Annotated in this window: 24 protein-coding genes; 21 read left to right on the top strand and 3 right to left on the bottom strand. The window is 66.9% G+C overall.

Going from position 1 to position 22025, the window contains the following annotated elements; genetic code table 11:
- Positions 1-53: 53 nt before the first annotated feature.
- Together ASD05_RS26735 and ASD05_RS26730 are read left to right on the top strand one after the other, a co-directional pair.
- The gene (locus ASD05_RS26735; protein ID WP_056599013.1) at positions 54-779 is read left to right on the top strand and encodes a response regulator transcription factor; all 726 of its coding nucleotides are present in this window, start codon (positions 54-56) and stop codon (positions 777-779) included.
- Positions 776-2266 (top strand): sensor histidine kinase, encoded by a 1491-nt coding sequence (locus ASD05_RS26730; protein WP_056599010.1) that lies wholly within the window; start codon positions 776-778, stop codon positions 2264-2266. Before ASD05_RS26735 ends, ASD05_RS26730 begins: the two co-directional genes overlap by 4 nt.
- Positions 2267-2300: 34 nt before the next feature.
- Here the strand turns inward: ASD05_RS26730 and ASD05_RS26725 are convergent, their stop codons facing one another.
- The 3 genes from ASD05_RS26725 to ASD05_RS26715 form a co-directional block, all read right to left on the bottom strand.
- Positions 2301-3200, bottom strand: a complete 900-nt coding sequence (locus ASD05_RS26725; protein ID WP_235508113.1) for a transglutaminase family protein — start codon at positions 3198-3200, stop codon at positions 2301-2303.
- A gap of 123 nt (positions 3201-3323) precedes the next feature.
- Positions 3324-5165: an FAD-dependent 5-carboxymethylaminomethyl-2-thiouridine(34) oxidoreductase MnmC gene (mnmC, locus tag ASD05_RS26720; RefSeq protein ID WP_056599004.1), complete on the bottom strand. Its 1842-nt coding sequence runs from the start codon at positions 5163-5165 to the stop codon at positions 3324-3326.
- A 16-nt stretch (positions 5166-5181) separates the two neighbouring features.
- A complete protein-coding gene (locus ASD05_RS26715; protein WP_007829266.1) occupies positions 5182-5457 on the bottom strand; it encodes an oxidative damage protection protein in 276 nt (91 codons plus the stop codon).
- A 147-nt stretch (positions 5458-5604) separates the two neighbouring features.
- On the opposite strand from ASD05_RS26715, the gene ASD05_RS26710 reads away from it, so the two are divergent.
- The 19 genes from ASD05_RS26710 to ASD05_RS26630 all read left to right on the top strand — a co-directional run bounded on the left by ASD05_RS26710 (position 5605) and on the right by ASD05_RS26630 (position 22020).
- Positions 5605-6657, top strand: a complete 1053-nt coding sequence (locus tag ASD05_RS26710; protein WP_056599001.1) for a sulfate ABC transporter substrate-binding protein — start codon at positions 5605-5607, stop codon at positions 6655-6657.
- Between the two features lie 101 nt (positions 6658-6758).
- The gene (gene ssuE / locus ASD05_RS26705) at positions 6759-7343 is read left to right on the top strand and encodes an NADPH-dependent FMN reductase (RefSeq protein ID WP_056598998.1); all 585 of its coding nucleotides are present in this window, start codon (positions 6759-6761) and stop codon (positions 7341-7343) included.
- Between the two features lie 125 nt (positions 7344-7468).
- On the top strand, positions 7469-7606 hold the full coding sequence (locus ASD05_RS30555; protein ID WP_200955506.1) for a hypothetical protein: 138 nt from the start codon (positions 7469-7471) through the stop codon (positions 7604-7606).
- Between the two features lie 28 nt (positions 7607-7634).
- Complete coding sequence (locus ASD05_RS26700) at positions 7635-8597, top strand: sulfonate ABC transporter substrate-binding protein (RefSeq protein ID WP_056598995.1); 963 nt, start codon at positions 7635-7637, stop codon at positions 8595-8597.
- Positions 8597-9766, top strand: a complete 1170-nt coding sequence (gene ssuD / locus ASD05_RS26695; protein ID WP_056599361.1) for an FMNH2-dependent alkanesulfonate monooxygenase — start codon at positions 8597-8599, stop codon at positions 9764-9766. The genes ASD05_RS26700 and ssuD overlap by 1 nt, the downstream gene beginning before the upstream one ends.
- Positions 9767-9775: 9 nt before the next feature.
- Entirely contained in the window at positions 9776-10621 is an 846-nt protein-coding gene (gene ssuC, locus ASD05_RS26690; protein ID WP_056598992.1) for an aliphatic sulfonate ABC transporter permease SsuC, read from the top strand.
- Between the two features lie 10 nt (positions 10622-10631).
- Entirely contained in the window at positions 10632-11603 is a 972-nt protein-coding gene (locus ASD05_RS26685) for an aliphatic sulfonate ABC transporter substrate-binding protein (protein WP_056598988.1), read from the top strand.
- Positions 11604-11606: 3 nt separating this feature from the next.
- A complete protein-coding gene (locus ASD05_RS26680; RefSeq protein WP_056598985.1) occupies positions 11607-12437 on the top strand; it encodes an ATP-binding cassette domain-containing protein in 831 nt (276 codons plus the stop codon).
- A gap of 36 nt (positions 12438-12473) precedes the next feature.
- Entirely contained in the window at positions 12474-13763 is a 1290-nt protein-coding gene (locus ASD05_RS26675; RefSeq protein ID WP_056598982.1) for an O-acetylhomoserine aminocarboxypropyltransferase/cysteine synthase family protein, read from the top strand.
- Positions 13764-13781: 18 nt separating this feature from the next.
- Positions 13782-14378: a malonic semialdehyde reductase gene (locus tag ASD05_RS26670; protein WP_056598979.1), complete on the top strand. Its 597-nt coding sequence runs from the start codon at positions 13782-13784 to the stop codon at positions 14376-14378.
- A 59-nt stretch (positions 14379-14437) separates the two neighbouring features.
- Positions 14438-14653: a TOBE domain-containing protein gene (locus ASD05_RS26665; protein WP_007829250.1), complete on the top strand. Its 216-nt coding sequence runs from the start codon at positions 14438-14440 to the stop codon at positions 14651-14653.
- A 269-nt stretch (positions 14654-14922) separates the two neighbouring features.
- The gene (locus ASD05_RS29840; protein WP_082572394.1) at positions 14923-15588 is read left to right on the top strand and encodes an N-acetylmuramoyl-L-alanine amidase; all 666 of its coding nucleotides are present in this window, start codon (positions 14923-14925) and stop codon (positions 15586-15588) included.
- Positions 15585-16142, top strand: coding sequence for a hypothetical protein (locus ASD05_RS26660; protein WP_056598976.1), 558 nt, complete (start codon positions 15585-15587; stop codon positions 16140-16142). Before ASD05_RS29840 ends, ASD05_RS26660 begins: the two co-directional genes overlap by 4 nt.
- A 183-nt stretch (positions 16143-16325) precedes the next feature.
- The gene (locus tag ASD05_RS26655; RefSeq protein ID WP_056598973.1) at positions 16326-17279 is read left to right on the top strand and encodes a TauD/TfdA dioxygenase family protein; all 954 of its coding nucleotides are present in this window, start codon (positions 16326-16328) and stop codon (positions 17277-17279) included.
- Between the two features lie 127 nt (positions 17280-17406).
- Complete coding sequence (locus ASD05_RS26650) at positions 17407-17886, top strand: rhodanese-like domain-containing protein (RefSeq protein WP_056598970.1); 480 nt, start codon at positions 17407-17409, stop codon at positions 17884-17886.
- A 35-nt stretch (positions 17887-17921) separates the two neighbouring features.
- Positions 17922-18833, top strand: a complete 912-nt coding sequence (gene epsC / locus ASD05_RS26645) for a serine O-acetyltransferase EpsC (RefSeq protein WP_056598968.1) — start codon at positions 17922-17924, stop codon at positions 18831-18833.
- Positions 18830-19099: a helix-turn-helix domain-containing protein gene (locus ASD05_RS26640; RefSeq protein WP_007829247.1), complete on the top strand. Its 270-nt coding sequence runs from the start codon at positions 18830-18832 to the stop codon at positions 19097-19099. Before epsC ends, ASD05_RS26640 begins: the two co-directional genes overlap by 4 nt.
- Positions 19100-19161: 62 nt before the next feature.
- Entirely contained in the window at positions 19162-20094 is a 933-nt protein-coding gene (locus tag ASD05_RS26635; protein ID WP_056598965.1) for a family 2A encapsulin nanocompartment shell protein, read from the top strand.
- A gap of 75 nt (positions 20095-20169) precedes the next feature.
- Complete coding sequence (locus tag ASD05_RS26630) at positions 20170-22020, top strand: family 2A encapsulin nanocompartment cargo protein cysteine desulfurase (protein ID WP_056599358.1); 1851 nt, start codon at positions 20170-20172, stop codon at positions 22018-22020.
- The last annotated feature ends 5 nt before the right edge of the window (positions 22021-22025 follow it).

The following is a 22025-nucleotide window of genomic DNA, read 5'->3' as shown; positions in this document are numbered from 1 at the left end:
AGTTCAATTAATCGTGATAACTCCAGAACCCGGATGGCGGGACAATCGAGGCCATGGACACCCCCAAACGCGTGCTGATCGTCGAGGACGATGCCCACATTGCCGAACTCCTGCGCATGCACCTGCGCGACGAAGGCTATGCGGTCGAGCACGCCGCCGACGGCCATGCCGGCCTGCGCGAGCTGGAGCGCGGCAGCTGGGACGCGCTGGTGCTCGACCTGATGCTGCCCGGGATCGACGGCCTCGAAATCTGCCGCCGTGCCCGTGCCATGACACGTTACACACCGATCATCATCATCAGCGCGCGGTCGAGCGAGGTGCACCGCATCCTCGGGCTGGAACTGGGCGCCGACGACTACCTGGCCAAGCCTTTCTCGGTGCTGGAGCTGGTGGCCCGCGTGAAGGCGCTGCTGCGGCGCATCGATGCGCTGGCGCGCAACGCACGCATGGAGTCCGGCAGCCTCACGCTCGGCAACCTCGGCATCGAGCCGCTGGCGCGCGAGGTGCGCGTGGACGGCAGGCTCATCGAGCTCACGCCGCGTGAGTTCGACCTGCTGTACTTCTTCGCGCGCAACCCGGGCAAGGTGTTCTCGCGGCTCGACCTGCTCAACCAGGTCTGGGGCTACCAGCACGATGGCTACGAGCACACGGTGAACACGCACATCAACCGGCTGCGCACCAAGGTGGAGGCCGACCCGGCCGAGCCACGGCGCATCCTCACGGTGTGGGGGCGTGGCTACAAGCTGTCGGCCACCGGGAGCGGGGAGGACGTGGCGTGATCGCCTGGGCCACCCTGTCGCGGCGGCTGTCGGCCGTGTTCGCGGTGCTGCTGCTGGTGTGCTGCGGCGCCTCGGTGTGGCTGCAGGTGCGCTCCAACGGCATGCACGAGCAGGAGGTCGTCCAGCGCCTGTCGACCGGGCTGGCGGCGCACATCGCGGAAAACTCCGAGTTGATGAAGTCGGGCGGCCTCGACCAGGAAGCGGTAAAGGACCTGTTCGACAAGCTGATGGCCGTCAACCCGAGCGTGGAGGTCTACCTGCTGGGACTCGACGGCCGCATCGAGGCGCAGGCCGCACCGCCCGGGCACCTGAAGCGCGACAGGGTCGCGCTGGGGCCGATCCGCAAGCTGCTGTCGGGTGCTCCGTTGCCGATCGCGGGCGACGACCCGCGCAGCCTCACAGCCTCCAAGGTATTCAGCGCCGCGCCGCTGCGCATGGGCGGGCGCGATGCGGGTTACGTCTACGTGGTGCTGCAGGGCGAGGACCACGACGCGCTGGTCGCCAACGTGGGCGCCGACAACGTGCTGCGCACCACGCTCTGGTCGATGGGGCTGGTGGCGTTGCTCGGGCTGCTCGCGGGCCTCGCGGCCTTTCGCCTCATCACGCGGCCTTTGCGCGAGCTGACGGCGGCGGTGAAGCGCTTCGAGACCGAGGGCATTGCTTCCCTCGAAAGCGAAGCGCCCACGCTGGAGCGCCTCTCCCACGGCACCGACGAAATCGCCCAGCTGGGCCAGGCCTTCACGCAGATGACGCGCCGCATCGCCGAGCAATGGCGCGAGCTCACGCTGCAGGACCAGCAGCGCCGCGAGCTGTTCGCCAACATCTCGCACGACCTGCGCACGCCGCTCACGTCGCTGCACGGCTACCTCGAGACGCTGCTGCTCAAGGCGGGCACGCTCAGTGAAGAAGAGCGCCGGCGCTACCTGGAGATCGCGCTCGGCCAGAGCCGCAAGGTCGGCCGGCTCGCGCAGGAGGTGTTCGAGCTGGCCCGGCTTGAATACGGCGTGGTCAAGCCCGAGAAAGAGAACTTCGCGCTGGCCGACCTCGTGCAGGACGTGTTCCAGAAGTTCGAGCTGGCGGCCGAAGCGCGCCATCAACGCCTCGAGCCCGACATCGCACCGGGCCTGCCGGTGGTGTCGGCCGATCTCGGGATGATCGAGCGCGTGCTGACCAACCTGCTGGACAACGCCATCCGCCACACGCCCGAGGGCGGCGAGATCGTGGTGCAGCTGCGGGCGGAGAACGCGGGCGTGACGGTGCAGGTGAGCGATACGGGGCCGGGCATTCCGGGCGAAATGCAGAAGGCCCTGTTCATGCGACCGGTGTTCATGAGCGGTTCGCGCACCGACAGCGCCAGCAGCGGCGGGCTGGGCCTCGTGATCGTGAAGCGAATCCTGCAGCTGCACGGCAGCGACATCCGGCTGGTGCAGCAGCCCGACAAGGGCGCGGTGTTCCGGTTCCAGCTGGGCGGTGCGGCGGGGGGCTGAGGCCCAGCCGCCGGCGGCCCCCGGCGATGCCCGTTCAGTTCTTGCGGCGCGTGACGACCACCGTCGCTTCGAGGCCTTCATAGGCCTCGGCATCGCCATACCAGCTGCCCGAGATCGGCGCCGCCTGCGCCGGGTCGCGCGTAACGCCCACGCGGATCAGTTGACCGCTGCCCATCAGGTTGTTGGTCGGGTCGAAGGCCAGCCAGCCGATGCCCGGCAGGTAGGCCTGCAGCCAGGCATGCGTGGTGCCGGCGCCGGTCATCGATTCGCCCTGGACCTGCGCGGCGTTGTCGAGCGCGGCGTCATAGATGTAGCCCGAGACGAAACGCGTCGCGATGCCCAGGCGCCGCGCGGCTTCCATCATCAGCAGCGCGTAGTCGCGGCAACTGCCGCTGCCGAGCGCCAGCGTGACGAGCGGCGTTTGCGTGCCTTCTTCGTCGCGCGCCTTGTATTCGAGGCTCTGGCCGATGTGCGCGTTCATGCGTGCGAGCACCTCGCGCGTGCTGTTGGGCTTGTCGGTGTGCAGGAACTGGTGGGCCCAGCGGATCAGCGTGCCCTGGGCGTCGTCGTCGTGGTGCGGGCGCAGGTAGTGCTCGAGGTCGAGGCGCTCCTGCACCGAGTAGGCAAAGGGCAGGAATTCGGCGGCCGGGTCGAGCGCCAGCTGGTCCTGCTGCGCCGGCACCTGCTCGATGGTGAACGAGCAGACGATGCGCAGCTCGGTCGCTTCGCCCATCGGCTGCACCAGCGCCACGGAGTTGGAGTGCGGATCTTGAATGAGCCGGGTGAAGGCCTGCGGGCTCACCTGCAGGTCGGTGGCCAGCACGCGCAGGTCGTGGCTGTCGCGCGGGCGGAACATCACACGGTGCTGGCCGAAGGTGACCGGCTTCTTGTAGCGGTAGACGGTGGTGTGCTTGATGTCGTACTGGATGGCCATGCGCCGCATTCTCACGCGTTCGCGTGGCAAAGCGGTGATTGCGTGGGCGGATGCCACAAAATCGGCGCCCCTATGGGGACAGCCGGATCGACCACCGCTGGCAGTTTCGGGGCAGGGCGCTGGCTAGAGCCGCTGCGTTCCCAGCGCCTTGGCCAGCGTGGCCTGCAGGGGCAGCGGCTCGGCATGCCACTGCGCAGCCAGCAGTTCGGCGCACAGCGCAGCGAAGCTCAGGCCGCGCGAACCCAATGCGGTGCAGGCCCAGAGGCCCGGTGCTTCCGCGTCGATCGGGCCGACCAGCGGGCGCCGGTCGCCCGAAGCGCAGCGGATGCCGACCCAGCTGTGGACCTTGCCGTGCGCGAACGATGGAGCCAGCGCAGCGGCCGACGCCGGGTGCAGCCGCGCAAGGCGCTCCCGGTTGGCGTCGCTGTCGGCCGCGGTCGGGGCGAGGTCCGTGCTGTCGCGGTCGAAGGTCGCGCCGGCCAGCCAGATCGGGGAGCCTTCGGCATCGGGCACGCGTGCGACCAGATGGCCGTCGCCGTTGAGGGGGGTGGCGGGCAATTCGATGCCGTCGGCCATGTGGCCCCAGGCGACCTGGCCGCGCACCGGCTGCAGCGGCAGCTTGGGGGCGAAGCGGCCCGATTCGAAGCCTGCGCAGATGACCACGCGATCGGCGTCTGTCAGCAACTCACCGGCCGGGTCGAACAACTGCCAGCCGTTCGCATGGCGCTCCAGGCGTGCCACCTGGCATCCGCCGCGAAACTCGACGCCGGGCTGGCGCAACCATGCGGCGATCAGCCGGTGCGGTCGCACCCAGGCAGCGCGTGCGTGCCAGAGGGCGGGCACATCGACCGGCAGGCCAACCGCCGCCAACTGCGCCCCATTCGCGGGCGACGACTCGTTGGGCCCGCTGCCGCTCCAGCCGGGCGGGACGCGCACATCGCCATCGGGCCGGCGCTCCAGCACGCCGCTGGCGCGCCAGTCGCGGCCTTCTTCGAGCAGCCGCGTCAGCTCGATCCACGTGGCGCGGATGCCGGCGCGCGTGAGGCGCGAGAGCAGGGCGTCGTCGGGCGACACGTGCGGCGCCAGCATGCCCACGGGCAGCCCCGAAGCGCCTGATGCGGGCCGCTCGGCGGCATCCAGCACCGTGACCTGCCATCCGCGCCGCGCCAGGCTGGCCGCCACGGCTGCGCCCGCAAGCCCGGCTCCTATGACGGCGCAATGGCCTGGAGTGCCGATTCGCTCGGGCATGGGGCCGCGGCGGCGCACCGTCCAGGCGGGCGCGAACAGGCCGTGCAGGCAATCGCGCTTGGGCGGCAGGCCCTGGCGCTTCTCGACCGTGAACCCGAACTGCGCGAGCGCATCACGCACCGCCCGTGCGATGGTCCAGGTGGCGATGCGCGTGCCTTGCCGCGCGAAGCGCGACACGGCCTTGAGCGTGTCTTCCGACCACATTGCAGGGTTCTGCTGCGGGCTGAAGCCGTCCAGAAAGATGCTGTCGGCCTCGAAGCGCTGGGCGCGCAGCATCGGCTGCACGTCGCCGATGCAGAGGGTGAGCAGCACGCGGCCCTCGTCGAACGCGAGCCGGTGAAAGCCGGGCAGCAGCCCATGCCACTGCGCAGCCAGTTCGCCGGCGAGGGACGCCAGCTCGGGATACGCGCCGGCCGCGCGCAGCAGATCGTCGGGCGAAACCGGATGCGCCTCGACCGAGACGAAGTGCAGCATGCGCGGCCGCGCCGAATCTGAGCGCCACGCCTGCCAGGTTGTCAGGAAATTGAGGCCCAACCCGAAGCCGGTTTCGAGAATCAGCCATTGCGGCTGTCCGGCCCACGCTTCGGGCAGGCCGCAGCCGCCCAGGAACACATGGCGCGATTGCGCCAGGGCGCCGGTTTCGGTGTGGTAGATGTCGTCGAAGCGTTCGCTGCGGGGCACGCCGTCGGCGCGCCAGGCCACCGGTTCTGCGTTCACGACGCAGCGGCGGCGATCAGCTTCCGGAAGGGGGTACGTAGCCCTGGGCCACGTCGGCGCCTTCGCCGAAGAAATGCTTTTCCATCTGCCGCGCCAGGTACTGGCGGGCGCGCAGGTCGGCCAGGTTCAGCCGGTTTTCATTGACCAGCATGGTCTGCTGCTTGAGCCAGGCGGCCCAGGCTTCCTTGCTGACGTTTTCCCACAGGCGCTTGCCCAGATCGCCTGGATAGGGCGGGAAGTCGAGCCCTTCGGCCTCTTTGCCGAGCTTGATGCACTGAACCATGCGTGCCATTTCGATTGCCTTTGAACGGGAAAAGTGGGGAAAGCGGTTGCTTAGTTGATTTGGCTATTTAGAACTGAAAACTTGGTCGTTCCAGTTTCTATATGTCGTATCGAGAATACGCAGCTTCATTGATATGCCTTTTTAGAGCAAGACACCATGAGCCTTCGCCGCGACTTTATCAAGCTTTCCCTGGGTGCCGGTGTGGTCGGTGCCATGGCCCTGTCGGCGTTGCCGGCGTTCACGCAGCAGGTTCCTGCCGCGGCCAAGGGCCCGGTGACGCTGCTGAACGTGTCGTACGACCCGACGCGCGAGCTCTACGTGGACTACAACCAGGCTTTCGCCAAGTACTGGAAGGCCAAGACCGGCCAGGATGTGTCGGTCAAGCAGTCGCACGGCGGCTCGGGCAAGCAGGCGCGCTCGATCATCGACGGTATCGACGCCGACGTGGCCACGCTGGCGCTGGGCGGCGACATCGATGCCATCGTCAAGCATGGCGGCCTCGTCAGCGCGGACTGGCAGAAGCGCCTGCCGCACAACTCGGCTCCCTATACCTCGACCATCGTGTTCCTGGTGAAGAAGGGCAACCCCAAGGGCCTGAAGGACTGGGATGACCTGGTCAAGCCCGGCGTGCAGGTGATCACCCCCAACCCCAAGACCTCGGGCGGCGCCCGCTGGAACTACCTGGCCGCGTGGGAGTTCGCCAAGCGCAAGTACGGCAGCGACGCCAAGGCCAAGGAATACATCGGCAGCCTGTTCAAGAACGTGCCGGTGCTCGACACCGGCGCGCGCGGCTCGACCATCACCTTCGTGCAGCGCGGCGTGGGCGACGTGTTGCTGGCCTGGGAAAACGAAGCCTTCCTGGCGCTGAAGGAGTTCGGCCCCGAGAAGTTCGAGATCGTCGTGCCGTCGATCTCCATCCTGGCCGAGCCCAGCGTGTCGGTGGTCGACAAGGTCGTCGACAAGAAGGGCACGCGTGCCGTGGCGGAGGAATACCTGAAGTACCTTTACTCCGACGAAGGCCAGGACATCGCCGGCCGCAACTTCTACCGCCCGACGTCGGACAAGGCGAAGGCCAAGTACGACAAGCAGTTCCCCAAGCTCACGCTGGTGACCATCGACCAGGCCTTCGGTGGCTGGGCGAAGGCCGACAAGGAGCATTTCGCTGACGGCGGCTCCTTCGACCAGATCTATACGACCAGGCAGAAGTAAGAAGACAACCCGCTGCCAAGCCGGCAGTGCAGGGCGCCGTTCGATGAGCGCCGTGGCCCGGCTCGCCCTGAATTTCCGAAGATCAAAAACGAAAGCTTCCCGTGTCCGTCCTCCTGATTGCCGGCAGCCCCTCGACCCCGTCCCGTTCCACCGCCTTGCTCGACGCGGTGGGCGAGCGCCTGGCCCGGCGCCATGCGCGGATCGAGCGGCTCGCCATCCGCGAACTGCCCCCGCAGGCGCTGCTGCTGGCCGACTGGAACCATCCGGCCATCGTGAACGCGATTGCCAAGGTGGCCGAGGCCCGCGTGGTCGTGGTGGCCACGCCGGTCTACAAGGCGGCCTACAGCGGCGTGCTCAAGGTTTTTCTCGACCTGCTTTCGCAGAACGCGCTCAAGGGCAAGACGGTGCTGCCGCTGGCCACCGGCGGCAGCCCGCACCACATGCTCGCGCTCGACTACGCATTGCGACCCGTGCTGCAGTCGCTGGCGGCGCGTCACATCCTGCCGGGCGTCTACGCCAGCGAATCGCAGATTGCGCTGACGCCCGAGAACGCCTACCAGGTGCACCCCGACCTGGCCGAACGGCTCAACGAGGCCACCGAGGTGCTGGCCACGGAAGGCCTGAAGCTGCCCGCGACCCACGGCTTCGAGCCGGTGCCGTTCTCCCGAGTGCGATGTAGCGTCTGAAAGCGCGGACTCGTCGCGAGTCCGGCTTCCTCGCTCTCATCCTCATTCCCGCTGTTCTGAAAACCGCCTGCGCGCGGTGCGGGACAGCCTTTGCCCGACGTTTTGCAACACCAAGGAATCTCCGCATGAACCCCGTTGCTACCGAAGACTCCGTGCTCGACACGACGCCGCGCTCCCTCTGGCGCGCGCTGGGCGATCTCGCCGTGAGCGTCGTCGTCGTCAGCGCCATCGCGCTGATCGTGAGCTTCATTGCCGCCGCCTGAGCGCGGCGCATTCCACACAAGCCTTGCCATGACACAACAGATTTCTGCTCCCCGCCGCCGCCTGATCCAGGGCGCTGCCGCAGCCATCGCGCTGCCTTCCTCGTTCGCCGCACTGGCGCAGGCGCCCGCGCGCCAGTTCCGCATCGGCCACCAGAAGGGCTATCTCACGCTGCTCAAGGGCCGCGGCACGCTCGAGAAGCGCCTGGCACCGCTCGGTGTGAGCGTGAAGTGGACCGAGTTCACCGCCGGCCCCGTGCAGCTCGAAGCACTGAACGTCGGCTCGATCGATTTCGGCGACGTGGGCGAGGCGCCGCCCATCTTCGCGCAGGCCGCCGGTGCGCCGCTGGCCTACGTGGGCGCGACGGTGCCGCGTCCGCGGGCCGAGGCGGTGCTGGTGCCCAAGGGCTCCGCCATCAAGTCCGTGGCAGATCTGAAGGGCAGGAAGATCGTGCTCAACAAGGGCTCGAACGTTCACTACTTCATCGTCAAGCTGGCCGAGAAGCACGGCCTCGCATACGCGGACCTCAACCTGGTCTACCTGCCGCCGGCCGATGCGCGCGCCGCGTTCGAGAAGGGCTCGGTCGACGCATGGGTCATCTGGGACCCGTTCCTGGCCGCGGCCGAGAAGTCGCTGGAGGCGCGCATCCTGGCCGATGCCACGGGCGTGGTCGGCAACCGTGCCTATTACTTCTCGTCGCTGGACTACGTGGCGAAGAACGCCGACGTGCTGGCCATTGCGATCGAGGAGCTCAACAAGGTCGACGCATGGGGCGCCGCCAACAAGGGCGAGCTGGCCAGTGAGCTGGCCGCGCTCTGGGGCCTGCCGAAGCCGGTGGCGGAACTGTCGGTGAACCGCTGGGCCTACGGCACGGCACCGATCACCAAGGCCATCCTGGCCGAGCAGCAGAAGATCGCCGACACCTTCTTCGCGCTGAAGCTGATCCCCAAAAAGATCGACGTGCTCGAAGCTGCCGGCGCGGGAGTCGCGTGATGCAGATCTTCTGGTTCCTCCCCACGCACGGCGACAGCCGCTACCTCGGCACGAGCGAAGGCGCGCGCCCCATCGACCTGGCCTACCTGCAGCAGATTGCCGGCGCGGCCGACAACCTCGGCTACGAAGGCGTGCTGATCCCGACGGGCCGTTCGTGCGAAGACCCGTGGGTCATCGCCTCCAGCCTGATCGGCTCGACGAAGAAGCTCAAGTTCCTGGTCGCGGTGCGCCCCGGCCTGCACCAGCCCAGCCTGGCCGCGCGCATGGCCGCGACCTTCGACCGGCTCTCGGGCGGGCGTGTGCTCGTGAACCTCGTGACCGGCGGCGACCAGGCCGAGCTCGAAGGCGATGGCGTCTACCTCGACCATGCGTCGCGCTACGAGCAGTCGGCCGAGTTCATCCGCATCTGGCGCGAGATTCTTGCGCGCAGCCATGGCGGGCAGGCCTTCGACTACGAGGGCCGGCACCTGAGCGTGAAGGGCGCGAAGCTGCTCTATCCGCCGGTGCAGAACCCTCATCCGCCGGTGTGGTTCGGCGGCTCGTCGGCCGCCGCGCACGAGCTTGCGGCCGAGCAGGTCGATGCCTATCTCACATGGGGCGAACCGCCCGCGGAGGTGGCCAGGAAGATCGCCGACGTGCGCAACCGCGCCGCGCGCAAAGGGCGGACGGTGGAGTTCGGCATTCGCCTGCATGTGATCGTGCGCGAGACCGAAGACGCGGCATGGAAGGCTGCCGAAGAGCTGATCAGCCGTGTCGACGACGAGACGGTCATTCGCGCCCAGGCCGCCTTTGCGCGCATGGACTCCGAGGGCCAGCGCCGCATGGCCGCGCTGCATGCGGGCGGCGCCAGGCGCTCGCGTGCCGAACTGGAGATTTCGCCGAACCTCTGGGCCGGCGTGGGCCTCGTGCGCGGTGGCGCCGGCACCGCGCTGGTGGGTGACCCGAAGACCGTCGCGGCGCGCATCGAGGAGTACGCGGCGCTGGGCCTCGACAAGTTCATTCTCTCGGGCTACCCGCACCTCGAAGAGGCTTACCGCTTCGCCGAGCTGGTGTTCCCGCTGCTCTCGCGCAAGGCGAAGACGCAGTTGGCCGGCGGCTCGCTGAGCGGCCCGTTTGGCGAAGTCGTTGCCAATCTCGATGCGCCCTCGCGCCTCGCCTCCCAAAGTTGAAGGACTCCCATGACCGAACAAGTTCAGGATCTGCCGGCGATCGCGCTCACCGAAAGCGAAGGCAATGCATTCAAGGCCTTCGGCATCAACGTCGCGAAGCGGCTGGTGCCGTGGCTCGTGCCCGTCGGGCTCATCGTGTTCTGGCAGATCGCGTCGTCGCTGGGCTGGCTCAGCACCCGCGTGCTGCCGGCGCCGGTCGACGTGGTCAAGGCCGCATGGACGCTCACGGCCTCGGGCGAGCTGTGGACACACGTGAAGGTCAGTGCGGGCCGCGCGCTCGCGGGGCTCGCCATCGGTGGCGGGGCAGGGCTTGTGCTGGGCCTGCTCACGGGCTCGGTGAAATTCGCCGAGACGCTGCTCGACTCCACCATCCAGATGGTGCGCAACATTCCGGCGTTGGCGCTGATCCCGCTGGTGATCCTGTGGTTCGGCATCGACGAATCGGCCAAGCTGTTCCTGATCTCGGTGTCGGTGTTCTTCCCGATCTATCTCAACACCTTCCACGGCATCCGCAACGTCGATCCGCAGCTGATAGAGATGGGCCGCACCTATGGCCTGTCGCGCTGGCAGCTGTACCGCGAGGTGATCCTGCCGGGGGCGCTGTCGTCGATCCTGGTGGGCCTGCGTTTCTCGCTCGGCCTGATGTGGGTGATCCTGATCGTGGCCGAGACCATCTCGGCGCAGGCCGGCATCGGCTACCTCACGATGAATGCCCGCGAGTTTCTGCAGACCGACATCGTGCTGGTGGGCATCCTGCTGTACGCGCTGCTCGGCAAGCTGGCCGACCTGTTCGCGCGCGGGCTGGAGCAATGGTGGCTGCGCTGGCACCCTGGCTACCAGAAGAAGGCGAAGTGAGGGCCGGGGCATGACGCATTCGTCCATCATCTCCCGACGCGCGGCCATCGCCACGCTGGGCGCAATGGGGGCCAGCACGGTGTTTGCACAGGGCGTGGCCGCGCGGCCGGTCATCGTGCGGCTCGGCTACCAGAAGTCATCGACGTTGATCTCCGTGCTCAAGGCAGAGGGCGCGCTCGAGAAGCAGCTCGAGCCGCTCAACGCCGCGCTGAGCTGGCACGAGTTCACCAGCGGCCTGCCGCTGCTCGAGGCGCTGAACCTCGACAACCTCGATATCAGCGCCGACGTGGCCGACACCGTGCCCGTGTTCGCGCAGGCGGCAGGCGCCGACCTGACCTTCATCGCGCAGGAAGCGCCGTCGCCCGCCGCGCAGGCCATCGTCGTGCGTGAAGATTCGCCGCTCAAGATCGTGGCCGACCTGAAGGGCAAGAAGGTCGGTTTTGCCAAGGCGGCCGGCGCGCACTACCTGCTGATCGCCGCGCTCGACAAGGCCGGTTTGTCGTTCAAGGACATCGAGCCCGCCTACCTCACGCCTGCCGACGGCCGCGCTGCCTTCGAGAAGGGCGCGATCGACGCCTGGGTGGTGTGGGACCCGTTCCTCGCCGCCGCACAGCGCCAGTCCAAGGTGCGCGTGCTGGCCGACGGCACGGGCATCGCGTCGTACCAGCGCTACTACCTGGCGCGCACCAGGTTCGCGAAGGCGCGACCCGACGTGCTGCGCGTGGTCTATGCCGAACTGGAGAAGACCGGCCGGTGGGTCAAGCAGAACCCGAAGGAGGCGGCCGCATTGCTGTCCCCGGTGTGGGGCCTCGACGCCGCGACCATCGAACAGGCCAACGCCCGCCGCAGCTACGCGGTGCGCCCGGTGGTGCCCGAGGGCCTGATCGAACAGCAGCGCATCGCCGACGCCTTTCTCGCCGAAAAGCTGCTGCCCCGAAAAATCGATGCGCTGAATGTGGCGCTGTTCAAGCCTGGAGCCTGACCCATGAGTGCCGTTCTGAAAGACATCCAACCCCAGGCCATCGCCGGCGGCGTGCGCCTCGAAGCGCGCGGCCTGCACAAGCGCTATGGCGCGCGCGAAGTGCTGCGCAACACCCGGCTGACCATCGAGCCGGGCCAGTTCATCGCCATCGTCGGGCGCAGCGGCTGCGGCAAGAGCACGCTGCTGCGGCTCGTCGCGGGCCTCGAGGAGCCGAGCTCTGGCGGACTCTACACCGACGGCAAGGCCGTGAACGGCCTGCACGACGACACCCGCATCATGTTCCAGGAGGCGCGCCTGCTGCCGTGGCGGCGCGTGCTCGACAACGTGACGCTGGGCCTGCCGAACGACGCCAAGGCGCGCGGCAAGGAAGTGCTCGCGCAAGTCGGGCTGGCCGACCGCGAGAACGAATGGCCTGCGCGCCTGTCGGGCGGGCAGCGCCAGCGTGTGGCATTGGCGCGCGCGCTGGTACACCACCCGCGCCTGCTGCTGCTCGACGAGCCGCTGGGCGCGCTGGATGCGTTGACGCGCATCGAGATGCACCGCCTCATCGAGAACCTGTGGCAGCGCCACCGCTTCACCGCGCTGCTGGTGACGCACGACGTGCAGGAAGCCGTTGCGCTGGCCGATCGCGTGATCCTGATCGAAGACGGCCGCATCGCACTCGACGAGAACATCGCGCTGGCCCGTCCGCGTTCGCAGGGCGATCCTGCCTTTGCCGCCATCGAAAAACGGATCCTCGACCGGGTGCTGCAGAAGTCCGAAGAGACCGATGCGGAAAGCACCGATGCCAGTTGGCTCACGCCCCCGGCCCATGCCCTGCGCTGGGCAATTTGAGTCGTTTCATTCCCTCGTCATTTGAAAGGCAGTCGCATGTCGCAGAACTGGAAATTCGAAACCCTGTCGGTGCACGCCGGCTATTCGCCCGAGCCGACCACCCGCGCCGTGGCGCCGCCGATCTACCAGACGGTGGCCTACGCCTTCGACAGCGCGCAGCACGGCGCCGACCTGTTCGACCTGAAGGTGCCGGGCAACATCTACACCCGCATCAACAACCCGACGCAGGATGTGCTTGAGCAGCGCGTGGCCGCGCTCGAAGGCGGCATCGCGGCGCTCGCGCTGGCCTCGGGCCAGGCGGCCGTGACCTATGCAATCCAGACCATCGCGGAGGCTGGCGACAACATCATCAGCAGCACTGCGCTGTATGGCGGCACCTACAACCTGTTCGCCCACACGCTGCCGCAGTTCGGCATCACCACGCGCTTCGCGGACCACCGCGATCCGTCGAGTTTCGAGAAACTGTTCGACGAGAAGACCAAGGCTGTGTTCGTCGAATCGTTGGGCAACCCGGCCGGCAACGTGACCGACATCGCGGCCATCGCCGAGATCGCGCATCGCCACGGCGTGCCGCTGATCGTCGACAACACGGTGCCGTCGCCGTACCTGAGCCGGCCCATCGAGCACGGCGCCGACATCGTGGTGCATTCGCTCACCAAGTACCTGGGCGGCCATGGCACCAGCATCGGCGGCGCCATCGTCGATTCGGGCAAGTTTCCGTGGGCCGAGCACAAGCAGCGCTTCAGGCGCCTGAACGAACCCGACGTGAGCTATCACGGCGTGGTCTACACCGAGGCGCTGGGCGCGGCCGCCTACATTGGCCGCGCGCGCGTGGTGCCGCTGCGCAACACGGGCGCGGCCATCTCGCCGTTCAACGCCTTCCTGATCCTGCAGGGCATCGAGACGCTCGCGCTGCGCATGGACCGCATCAGCAGCAACGCGCTGGCGGTGGCGCAGCACCTCAAGCAGAGCAAGGCCGTCAACTGGGTGAACTACGCTGCGCTCGAAGACCACGCCGACTACGCGCTGGCGAAGAAGTACTTCGGCGGCCGTTCCAGCGGCGTGCTGACCTTCGGCATCGGCGCCGGTCGCGAGGGCGGGGCGAGGTTCCTCGATGCGCTGAAGCTCTTCACGCGCCTCGTGAACATCGGCGACGTGCGCTCGCTGGCCACGCACCCCGCATCGACCACGCACCGGCAGTTGTCGCCCGAAGAGCTTGCCAAGGCCGGCGTCACGGAGGACACGGTGCGCCTGTCGGTCGGCATCGAGCACATCGACGACCTGATCGCCGACCTCGACCAGGCGCTGGCCGCGGCATCGAACTGAAAGTTTTCTCCTGAAGCCATGACCACACTGCAAGCCATCCCCGAGGCCGCGCTGGACCAGCTGTTCCGCAAGGCCCGCACCGTGCACGCGTTCAAGCCCGTGCCCGTGACCGACGAGCTGATCCACAAGCTCTACGACCTCCTGAAGTGGGGGCCGACCGCCTATAACGCCCAGCCCGCGCGCTATGTGTTCGTGCGCAGCGCCGAGGCCAAGGAAAAGCTCAAGCCGGCCGTGTCCGCGGGCAACACCGCGCAGACGCTCGCGGCCGGCGTGACGGTGATCGTGGCGCACGACACGCGCTTCTACGAGCACCTGCCGAGCCTGTTTCCGGCCTACGACGCCAAGCCTTTCTTCGAGAAGAGCGCCGAGGCCGCGCAGGCTACGGCCTTTCGCAACAGCAGCCTGCAGGGCGCCTACCTGATCCTGGCGGCGCGCTCACTCGGGCTCGACGCCGGGCCGCAGTCGGGCTTCAACACCGACCTGGTCGACAAGGCCTTCTTTCCCGACGGGCGCTACCGAGCCAACTTCCTCGTCAATCTCGGCGTGGCTGACCACTCCAGCACATTCGAGCGCGGGCCGCGGCTGGCCTTCGACGACGTGGCCGAGATCGTCTGAACCGATCCCTCCCTCCCTTCACCCATCCGTCCTTCCTTCATCCTGAAAGAGAAACCATCATGTCTATTCAAGCCATCAACGTGCGCAACCAGTTCAAGGGCAAGGTCCGCGAGATCATCCGTGGCGACGTCGTCTCCGAAGTCGACGTCGAGACCGCCTGGGGCATCGTCACCTCGGTCATCACCACGCGCTCGGTCGACGAGCTGCAGCTGAAGGTGGGCTCCGACGTGGTCGCGCTCGTGAAGTCGACCGAGGTTTCGATCGCGAAGCTCTGACGGACCCTCGGGCATCTGCGATGACCCGGCGCCGCTTTGGCGCCGGGTTTTTTCGTTTTCGGGGCGTGTGCTTGCAGCGATCCGCGGGGCATGCATTCGTCGCCTGTGCTGAATTTCGGGAATCCGTCGAATCTTTCGGGGACCTCCGTTTCCTTTGAAGATATCGCCATAGCATGCGCCGCGAGGCCGTGATCCGCGACGTGCATCGGTGCACGGACACACCTCGCGAAAAGTCGGAAACCAATCGAATAAATTCAGGGAGAAACCGCATGCTTGTCGAAGTTGACGATCATGGAATGATCAATCACGCACGAGTCAGACATGCTCGCAGCCCCCAGATCGAACGGGGGAAACGGGCTTGGGCAATCACCGGCATCGTCGTGCACCAGACAGACGGTGATACTTCGGCGTCTTCACTGAACAGCTACAAGCGGCCGAAGGCGAATGGGGCGCACTTTCTCATCGACAAGGATGGGACGATCTATCAGACGGCTGCGATTTATCAGCGGACGAATCATGTGGGGCCGTTGCAGGCGCGATGTCTGGTGATACCGACGTGCACCCTAAGTGACTTTCCAGAAAGGGTTGGGGCCACGGCGATGCATCGAATCGAAATGAGTAAGGCACCCTCGGACCGCTATCCGAGCAACATGGAAGCCATAGGGATCGAAATGGTGGGGCGAGCGAGATTGCCGGAAGGATTCCAGCCGACTGTCAAGCAAAAGAAGATGCCTCTGGAAAGACTTCGAGGAGACTTTGGTGTCTTTCCCACTCCAACAGCAGCTCAGAACCAGGCACTTTCGTGGCTCGTTCACGTGCTCCAGAGCTCAATGAAGCTCGCAACGAGCGAAGTATTTCGCCACCCGGAGGTCAGCAGAAAGAACAGTACTGAGGCGCGAGGTGCGAACTGGACACTCCCCATACCCACACCATGAGAAGAATCAATATGCTCTTGGCCGCGTTTGTTGCAACTGCAACGGGCGCTCTGGCTCACGCGGCTGACAAGCGATACCCGCTTGATTCAGCAAGGAAGATCGAAATCATCGAGCCCTCCAGCGGCTCTGTATGGGAGAACAAGGATCTTCTGGATTGCTCCGATGTTGTCCTGACCGAGGAAGACGTGCGATATGCGCTGCGACATATACGAAGGGTCACAGAGAAGGCTTTCTTCAGCGAGGAGACGGAGAGGACGGGGTGTTCTGGTGGCGCTTCCGTCACTTTCAGCAATGGAAAGATCATCATCATCGGAATCGAGCCCACAGGGAGGATCAACATCTTCGAAGCGAACGCCAAGCTCGAGCCTACCCGTGTCCCTGAGAGCTACTACGAATGCGATCCGTGCAGGAAGCGCAAGATGAGCCTTCTACAGGACGCTTTCGATCGTGCCGATGAGCGCAGGCTCAAGAAGCTGGCGGCGCAAGGACGGATCTCCTCCGCTGAAGGAGAACTCCTGCTGCAGAAGGCACGTTCAGCGCGCAAAGGGCCTTGATGCTCCCCCAGCAGAACCAAGGCGTTGCCTCCCTCGACAACCCGCTACGGCGGGTTTTCTTTTGCCTGTTCTCCGTCGGCGCCCCTCTTAGTCGGCCCGCGCATTAGGAACTGCAAACAGCTTCCTTCCACCCCCGCCACGCGCCTCGCAGAATCTCCCGGATTCCCCGAAAAAGGACCTCCGATGAGCGCCATTCTTTCTTCCGTAGCCCCTGCGCAGGACGCACAGGCCCACGAACTCGACATCGTCCGCCAGGCCGGCCACATCGGCGCCGAAGTGCGCGGCGTGCGCCTCTCCGGCACGCTACAGCCCGAAGTGTTCGGGGCCATCAAGGTCGCGCTGTTCAAACACAAGGTGCTCTTCTTCCGCGGCCAGCAGCACTTGGACGACGCGCAACAGGAGGCCTTCGGCCGCCTGTGGGGCGAGCTGGTGCCGCACCCGACCGTGCCTTCGAGGGACGGCACGCGGCTGCTGGAACTCGATTCGCGCCACGGCGGCCGCGCCAATTCATGGCACACCGACGTGACCTTCGAGGTCGCCTATCCGCAGGTATCGATCCTGCGGGCCGTGGTGATCCCGGCCTATGGTGGCGACACGGTCTGGGCCAACACGGTGGCGGCATACGACAGCCTGCCCGACGACTTGAAGGCGCTGGCGGACCGGCTGCGCGCCATCCACGGCAACGATTACGACTACGCCGCGGCGCGCTCGCCCAGCGACCTCGACGAGGAGGGCGCCAGGCGCTACAGGGAGGTCTTCACGCGCCGCCTGCTCGAAGCCGAGCACCCGGTGGTGCGTGTTCACCCCGAGACGGGTGAGCGCAGTCTGGTGCTGGGCCATTTTGCGAAGAAGCTCGTCGGCCATTCGACGAACGACTCGGGCCACCTGCTGAGCGTGCTCCAGAGCCACGTGCATCGCCTGGAGCACACGGTGCGCTGGCGCTGGACGCAAGGCGATGTCGCCATCTGGGACAACCGGGCGACGCAGCATTACGCGATCAACGACTACGGTGACCAGCACCGCGTGGTGCGGCGGGTGACGGTTGCGGGCGACGTGCCGTTCGGCGTGGATGGCGCGAAGAGCGTGGATCGGACCGCGCCGGCCGTGCGCGCCGCCACCGCGGGAGCCGCTGCCTGACACGCGTCTATACAACGTCTGGTTGTTAGGAACCGACTTTTCGGTTGTTTGAGCTTCCGCCCCGGGATCCTACAGTGGTGGCCATCGCCATCAAGGCGAATCCAACGCACAACAGGAGCCGCACAGCATGTCAGTGGAAGTTGAAGAACTCGTCTTGCCCGAAGCACTGGAACAGGCGCGCGCCAAGGCCGCCGAAAGCAATTTACCCTACGCCGGCGGCGTGACGCCGCCGGTGGCCTGGGAGTTGGTGCAGAGGGGCTTGGCTGTGCTGGTCGACGTGCGCTCGGGTGAAGAACGCAAGTTCGTCGGCCATGTGCCCGAGAGCCTGCACGTGGCGTGGGCCACCGGCACGGCGCTCACGCGCAACCCCCGCTTCGTGCGCGAACTCGAAGCCAGGCTTGCGAAGGACGGCGGCAAGGAGGCCGTGGCGCTGCTGTTGTGCCGCAGCGGCAAGCGGTCCGCGCTGGCGGCCGAGGCCGCTGCCAAGGCGGGTTTCACGCAGGTGTTCAACGTGCTCGAAGGCTTCGAGGGCGAGATCGATGCGCAGCAGCACCGCGGCGGCTCCGACGGTTGGCGCTTCCACGGCCTGCCGTGGGTGCAGGACTGAGCGGCACCAGACACATCTTCCAGGGAGAAACACACATGGCCCATTTCGAAGTGAGCGACATCGTGCGTGCGCTGCACGGCGTGCGCGACGAGTGGCGCGACTCGCAGCGCCGCTCGCGCGAGCCTGGCGCGCGCGAGTTTCCGTCGCGCGATGCGCTTGCGCAGACCGTCGAGTCGCTGAAAGGCGCGCTCTTTCCGATGCGGCTGGGCCCGCCGGACCTGCGCCACGAGAGCGAAGACTTCTACGTCGGCCACACGCTCGATGCGGCCCTGCAGGCGCTGCTGGCGCAGGCACGGCTTGAACTCAACTACAACGCGCGCCACGAGCCGCGCCCCGCGCACGAGGTCGATGACATCGCCACCGAGGCCGTGCGCCGGTTCGCGAACGCGCTGCCCGGACTGCGCCGCCTGCTCGACAGCGACGTGCTCGCGGCCTACCAGGGCGACCCGGCCGCGCGCAGCGTCGACGAGGTGCTGCTGTGCTACCCCGGCGTGCTCGCGATGATCCACCATCGCCTTGCGCACGAGCTCTACAAGCTCGGCCTGCCGCTGCTGGCACGCATCGTGGCCGAGTTGGCGCACGGGCAGACGGGCATCGACATCCACCCGGGCGCGCAGATCGACGCGGGCTTCTTCATCGACCACGGCACGGGCGTCGTGATCGGCGAGACAGCGGTCATCGGCAAGCGCGTGCGGCTGTACCAGGCCGTGACGCTCGGTGCCAAGCGCTTTCCGATCGACACCGAGGGCAACCTGCAGAAGGGGCTGCCGCGGCATCCGGTGGTGGAAGACGACGTGGTCATCTACGCGGGCGCAACCATCCTCGGCCGCGTCACGCTTGGCAAGGGCGCGGTCATCGGCGGCAACGTCTGGATCACCGACGACGTGAAACCGGGTGCGAGCGTCACGCAGGCCAGCCTGCAGAACGCACCGAAGGGTGGCGCATGAAAGCATTCGTCGAAGACTTCGGCGTGACCATCCGCCAACTGCGCGAGGGCGAGGGCTGGTCGCAGGAGGAGCTGGCCGAGCGCTCCGATCTGAACCGCTCCTACGTGGGCGAGATCGAACGCGGCCGCGTCATCCCGTCGATCGTCACCGCGCAGAAGCTGGCCACCGCGCTCGGCATCAACATGGTCGGCCTGCTCATGCGCTGCGAGCAGTTGGAGCAATCGCGTCTTGCGCGAAGGATCAACTTGGCGGCTATAGCCTGTTGAGGGAAAACCCGTGGCCACCGGACACTGGCGGCCACTTTCTTCTCAACACGGAGCCTTGATTCATGAGCGCAACAGTCGGTGGTATCACCGCCCTTGGCGACAACGCCGCACGCCAGCTGGCCAATGCCACAAAGACAGTCCCCCAGCTCGAAACCATCAGCCCGCGCTGGCTGACGCACCTGCTGCAATGGGTGCCGGTGGAGGCCGGCATCTACCGCGTGAACAAGGTCAAGAATCCCGAATCGATCAAGGTCACCTGCACCTCGCGCGAAGAAGAAAACCAGCTGCCGCGCACCTTCGTCGACTACGAAGAAAGCCCGCGCGAGCACTACCTCAATGCCGTGAGCACCGTGCTCGACGTGCACACCCGCATCTCCGACCTCTACAGCAGCCCGCACGACCAGATCAAGGAGCAGCTGCGCCTCACGATCGAGACGATCAAGGAGAACCAGGAGAGCGAGCTCATCAACAACCCCGACTACGGCCTGCTGGCGCAAGTGACGGAAGAGCAGCGCATCTTCCCGCTGACCGGTGCGCCCACGCCCGACGACCTCGACGAGCTGTTGACCAAGGTGTGGAAAGAGCCGGCATTCTTCCTCACGCACCCGCTGGCCATTGCCGCTTTCGGCCGCGAAGCCACGCGCCGCGGCACGCCGCCGCCGACGGTGAGCCTGTTCGGTTCGCAGTTCATCACTTGGCGCGGCATTCCGCTGATTCCGTCGAACAAGGTGCCGGTGGCCGACGGCAAGAGCAAGATCCTGCTGCTGCGCGTGGGCGACAAGCGCCAGGGCGTGGTGGGCCTGTTCCAGCCGGGTCTGTCGGGCGAGCAGGGCCCGGGGCTGTCGGTGCGCTTCATGGGCATCAACAACCACGCGATCGCGTCTTACCTGATCTCGCTGTACTGCTCGCTCGCGGTGCTGACCACCGACGCGCTGGCCGTGCTCGACGACGTCGAGATCGGCAAGTACCACGACTATCCCGACACCTACAAGTAAGCCGCGGTGAGCAGCATTCCATCGATTCTGGGCGAGGCGCCCGAAGCGCCGTTCGACCCGGCCATCCTCGCGCGCATGGCCAGCGCCATGTTCTCCGAGGTCCCGGGCGCGCAGTTTCCCGCCAACGTCGCGCCCCCGGGTTCGCCGCTGGCAAGCCCTGCGGGCTTCGGGCCGAGCGTGCCGGGCACGCCGGTTCCGCAAGGGCAGATTCCGGGCACCAACTTGCTGCCGGCATCACCCACGCAACTGCCCTCGCTCGCGAACCGCGCGCCGGCCTTGCGGCCGCATGCGGTGGCAGGCAATGGCGTGCCGGACAGCGTGCTGTCGGTGGCGCCGGCGTTCGAGCCGCGCTCGGGCGGTGCGGTGCTGGGCGTGCCGCAGCCGAATGCGGCCGTGGCACCGCAAGCGGCGGCCTCATCGTTCTACTTCCTGGACAACGGCTACGGCCATCCTTCGGCAGGTGCGACTCCCGTGGTCTTGCCCCCTCTCCCGCGTGCGGGAGAGGGCTGGGGTGAGGGCCAGCGGGCGACGCAAGGTGCGGGGTCGCCCCTCACCCCAACCCTCTCCCCGGAGGGGAGAGGGAGCGAGCCGCAGTTCTACTTTGTCGACGCGGTGCGTTTGCCCAGCGGCTTCGTCACGCCGGCAAAACCCGATCCGCGTGGCCCCGGTGCCGTGCCGCTGGCCGGAGGCGGGCAGCATCCGCCCTTCGACATCCAGGCCGTACGGCGCGACTTCCCCATCCTGCAGGAGCGGGTGAACGGCAAGCAGATCGTGTGGTTCGACAACGCCGCCACCACGCACAAGCCGCAATCGGTCATCGACCGCATCGCGTACTTCTACGAGCACGAGAATTCGAACATCCACCGCGCAGCCCATGAGCTGGCCGCGCGCGCTACCGACGCCTACGAAGGCGCGCGCGAACGGGTGCGCCGCTTCATCAACGCACCCGAAGTCGAAGAGGTGATCTTCGTGCGCGGCACCACCGAGGCCATCAACCTCGTGGCCAAGAGCTGGGGTGGGCAGCACGTGGGCGAGGGCGACGAGATCATCGTGTCGAACCTCGAACACCACGCCAACATCGTCCCTTGGCAGCAGCTCGCCGCCGCCAAGGGCGCGAAGCTGCGCGTGATCCCGGTGGACGACTCGGGCCAGGTGCTGCTCGACGAATACCGCAAGCTGCTGAACGACCGCACGAAGATCGTGGCAGTCACGCAGGTCTCGAATGCGCTGGGCACGGTGGTACCGGTGAAGGAGATCGTCGAGCTGGCGCACCGCGCGGGCGCGAAGGCGCTGGTCGACGGCGCGCAATCGGTGTCGCACATGCGCGTGGACGTGCAGGACATCGGCGCCGACTTCTTCGTGTTCTCCGGCCACAAGGTGTTCGGCCCCACCGGCATCGGAGTGGTCTGGGGCAAGCGCGAGGTGCTCGAAGACATGCCGCCCTGGCAGGGCGGCGGCAACATGATTGCCGACGTGACCTTCGAGAAGACCGTGTTCCAGCCGATCCCGAACAAGTTCGAGGCCGGCACCGGCAACATCGCCGACGCCGTGGGGCTGGGCGCCGCCATCGACTACGTCAACAAGGTCGGTATCGAGAACATTGCGCGCTACGAGCACGACCTGCTGGTGTATGGCATGGCGCAGCTCGGTGCGATTGCGGGTGTGCGGCTGATCGGCACGGCGGCCGACAAGGCGAGCGTGATGTCCTTCGTGCTCGACGGCTACAGCACCGAGGAGGTGGGGCATGCGCTCAACGACGAGGGCATTGCGGTGCGCACGGGCCATCACTGTGCGCAACCGATCCTGCGGCGCTTCGGTGTGGAGACGACGGTGCGGCCTTCACTCGCGTTCTACAACACCTTCGACGAGATCGACCGGCTGGTGGCGGTGGTGCGCCGGCTGGCGTCGCAGCGGCGCGCGGGCTGAAGCCT

Source organism: Variovorax sp. Root434 (assembly GCF_001426595.1).
Lineage (GTDB): Bacteria > Pseudomonadota > Gammaproteobacteria > Burkholderiales > Burkholderiaceae_C > Variovorax.
Note: the sequence above shows the minus strand (reverse complement) of the source record. Positions and strands in the feature narration are given on the sequence as shown.

What these genes read in the sequence shown, in the direction of transcription:
- ASD05_RS26735 (WP_056599013.1), top strand. Translation starts at nt 54, where the DNA reads ATGGACACCCCCAAACGCGTGCTGATCGTCGAGGACGATGCCCACATT.
- ASD05_RS26725 (WP_235508113.1), bottom strand. Translation starts at nt 3,200, where the DNA reads ATGGCCATCCAGTACGACATCAAGCACACCACCGTCTACCGCTACAAG.
- ASD05_RS26715 (WP_007829266.1), bottom strand. Translation starts at nt 5,457, where the DNA reads ATGGCACGCATGGTTCAGTGCATCAAGCTCGGCAAAGAGGCCGAAGGG.
- ASD05_RS26710 (WP_056599001.1), top strand. Translation starts at nt 5,605, where the DNA reads ATGAGCCTTCGCCGCGACTTTATCAAGCTTTCCCTGGGTGCCGGTGTG.
- ASD05_RS30555 (WP_200955506.1), top strand. Translation starts at nt 7,469, where the DNA reads ATGAACCCCGTTGCTACCGAAGACTCCGTGCTCGACACGACGCCGCGC.
- ASD05_RS26700 (WP_056598995.1), top strand. Translation starts at nt 7,635, where the DNA reads ATGACACAACAGATTTCTGCTCCCCGCCGCCGCCTGATCCAGGGCGCT.
- ssuD (WP_056599361.1), top strand. Translation starts at nt 8,597, where the DNA reads ATGCAGATCTTCTGGTTCCTCCCCACGCACGGCGACAGCCGCTACCTC.
- ssuC (WP_056598992.1), top strand. Translation starts at nt 9,776, where the DNA reads ATGACCGAACAAGTTCAGGATCTGCCGGCGATCGCGCTCACCGAAAGC.
- ASD05_RS26685 (WP_056598988.1), top strand. Translation starts at nt 10,632, where the DNA reads ATGACGCATTCGTCCATCATCTCCCGACGCGCGGCCATCGCCACGCTG.
- ASD05_RS26680 (WP_056598985.1), top strand. Translation starts at nt 11,607, where the DNA reads ATGAGTGCCGTTCTGAAAGACATCCAACCCCAGGCCATCGCCGGCGGC.
- ASD05_RS26675 (WP_056598982.1), top strand. Translation starts at nt 12,474, where the DNA reads ATGTCGCAGAACTGGAAATTCGAAACCCTGTCGGTGCACGCCGGCTAT.
- ASD05_RS26670 (WP_056598979.1), top strand. Translation starts at nt 13,782, where the DNA reads ATGACCACACTGCAAGCCATCCCCGAGGCCGCGCTGGACCAGCTGTTC.
- ASD05_RS26665 (WP_007829250.1), top strand. Translation starts at nt 14,438, where the DNA reads ATGTCTATTCAAGCCATCAACGTGCGCAACCAGTTCAAGGGCAAGGTC.
- ASD05_RS29840 (WP_082572394.1), top strand. Translation starts at nt 14,923, where the DNA reads ATGCTTGTCGAAGTTGACGATCATGGAATGATCAATCACGCACGAGTC.
- ASD05_RS26660 (WP_056598976.1), top strand. Translation starts at nt 15,585, where the DNA reads ATGAGAAGAATCAATATGCTCTTGGCCGCGTTTGTTGCAACTGCAACG.
- ASD05_RS26655 (WP_056598973.1), top strand. Translation starts at nt 16,326, where the DNA reads ATGAGCGCCATTCTTTCTTCCGTAGCCCCTGCGCAGGACGCACAGGCC.
- ASD05_RS26650 (WP_056598970.1), top strand. Translation starts at nt 17,407, where the DNA reads ATGTCAGTGGAAGTTGAAGAACTCGTCTTGCCCGAAGCACTGGAACAG.
- epsC (WP_056598968.1), top strand. Translation starts at nt 17,922, where the DNA reads ATGGCCCATTTCGAAGTGAGCGACATCGTGCGTGCGCTGCACGGCGTG.
- ASD05_RS26640 (WP_007829247.1), top strand. Translation starts at nt 18,830, where the DNA reads ATGAAAGCATTCGTCGAAGACTTCGGCGTGACCATCCGCCAACTGCGC.
- ASD05_RS26635 (WP_056598965.1), top strand. Translation starts at nt 19,162, where the DNA reads ATGAGCGCAACAGTCGGTGGTATCACCGCCCTTGGCGACAACGCCGCA.
- ASD05_RS26630 (WP_056599358.1), top strand. Translation starts at nt 20,170, where the DNA reads ATGGCCAGCGCCATGTTCTCCGAGGTCCCGGGCGCGCAGTTTCCCGCC.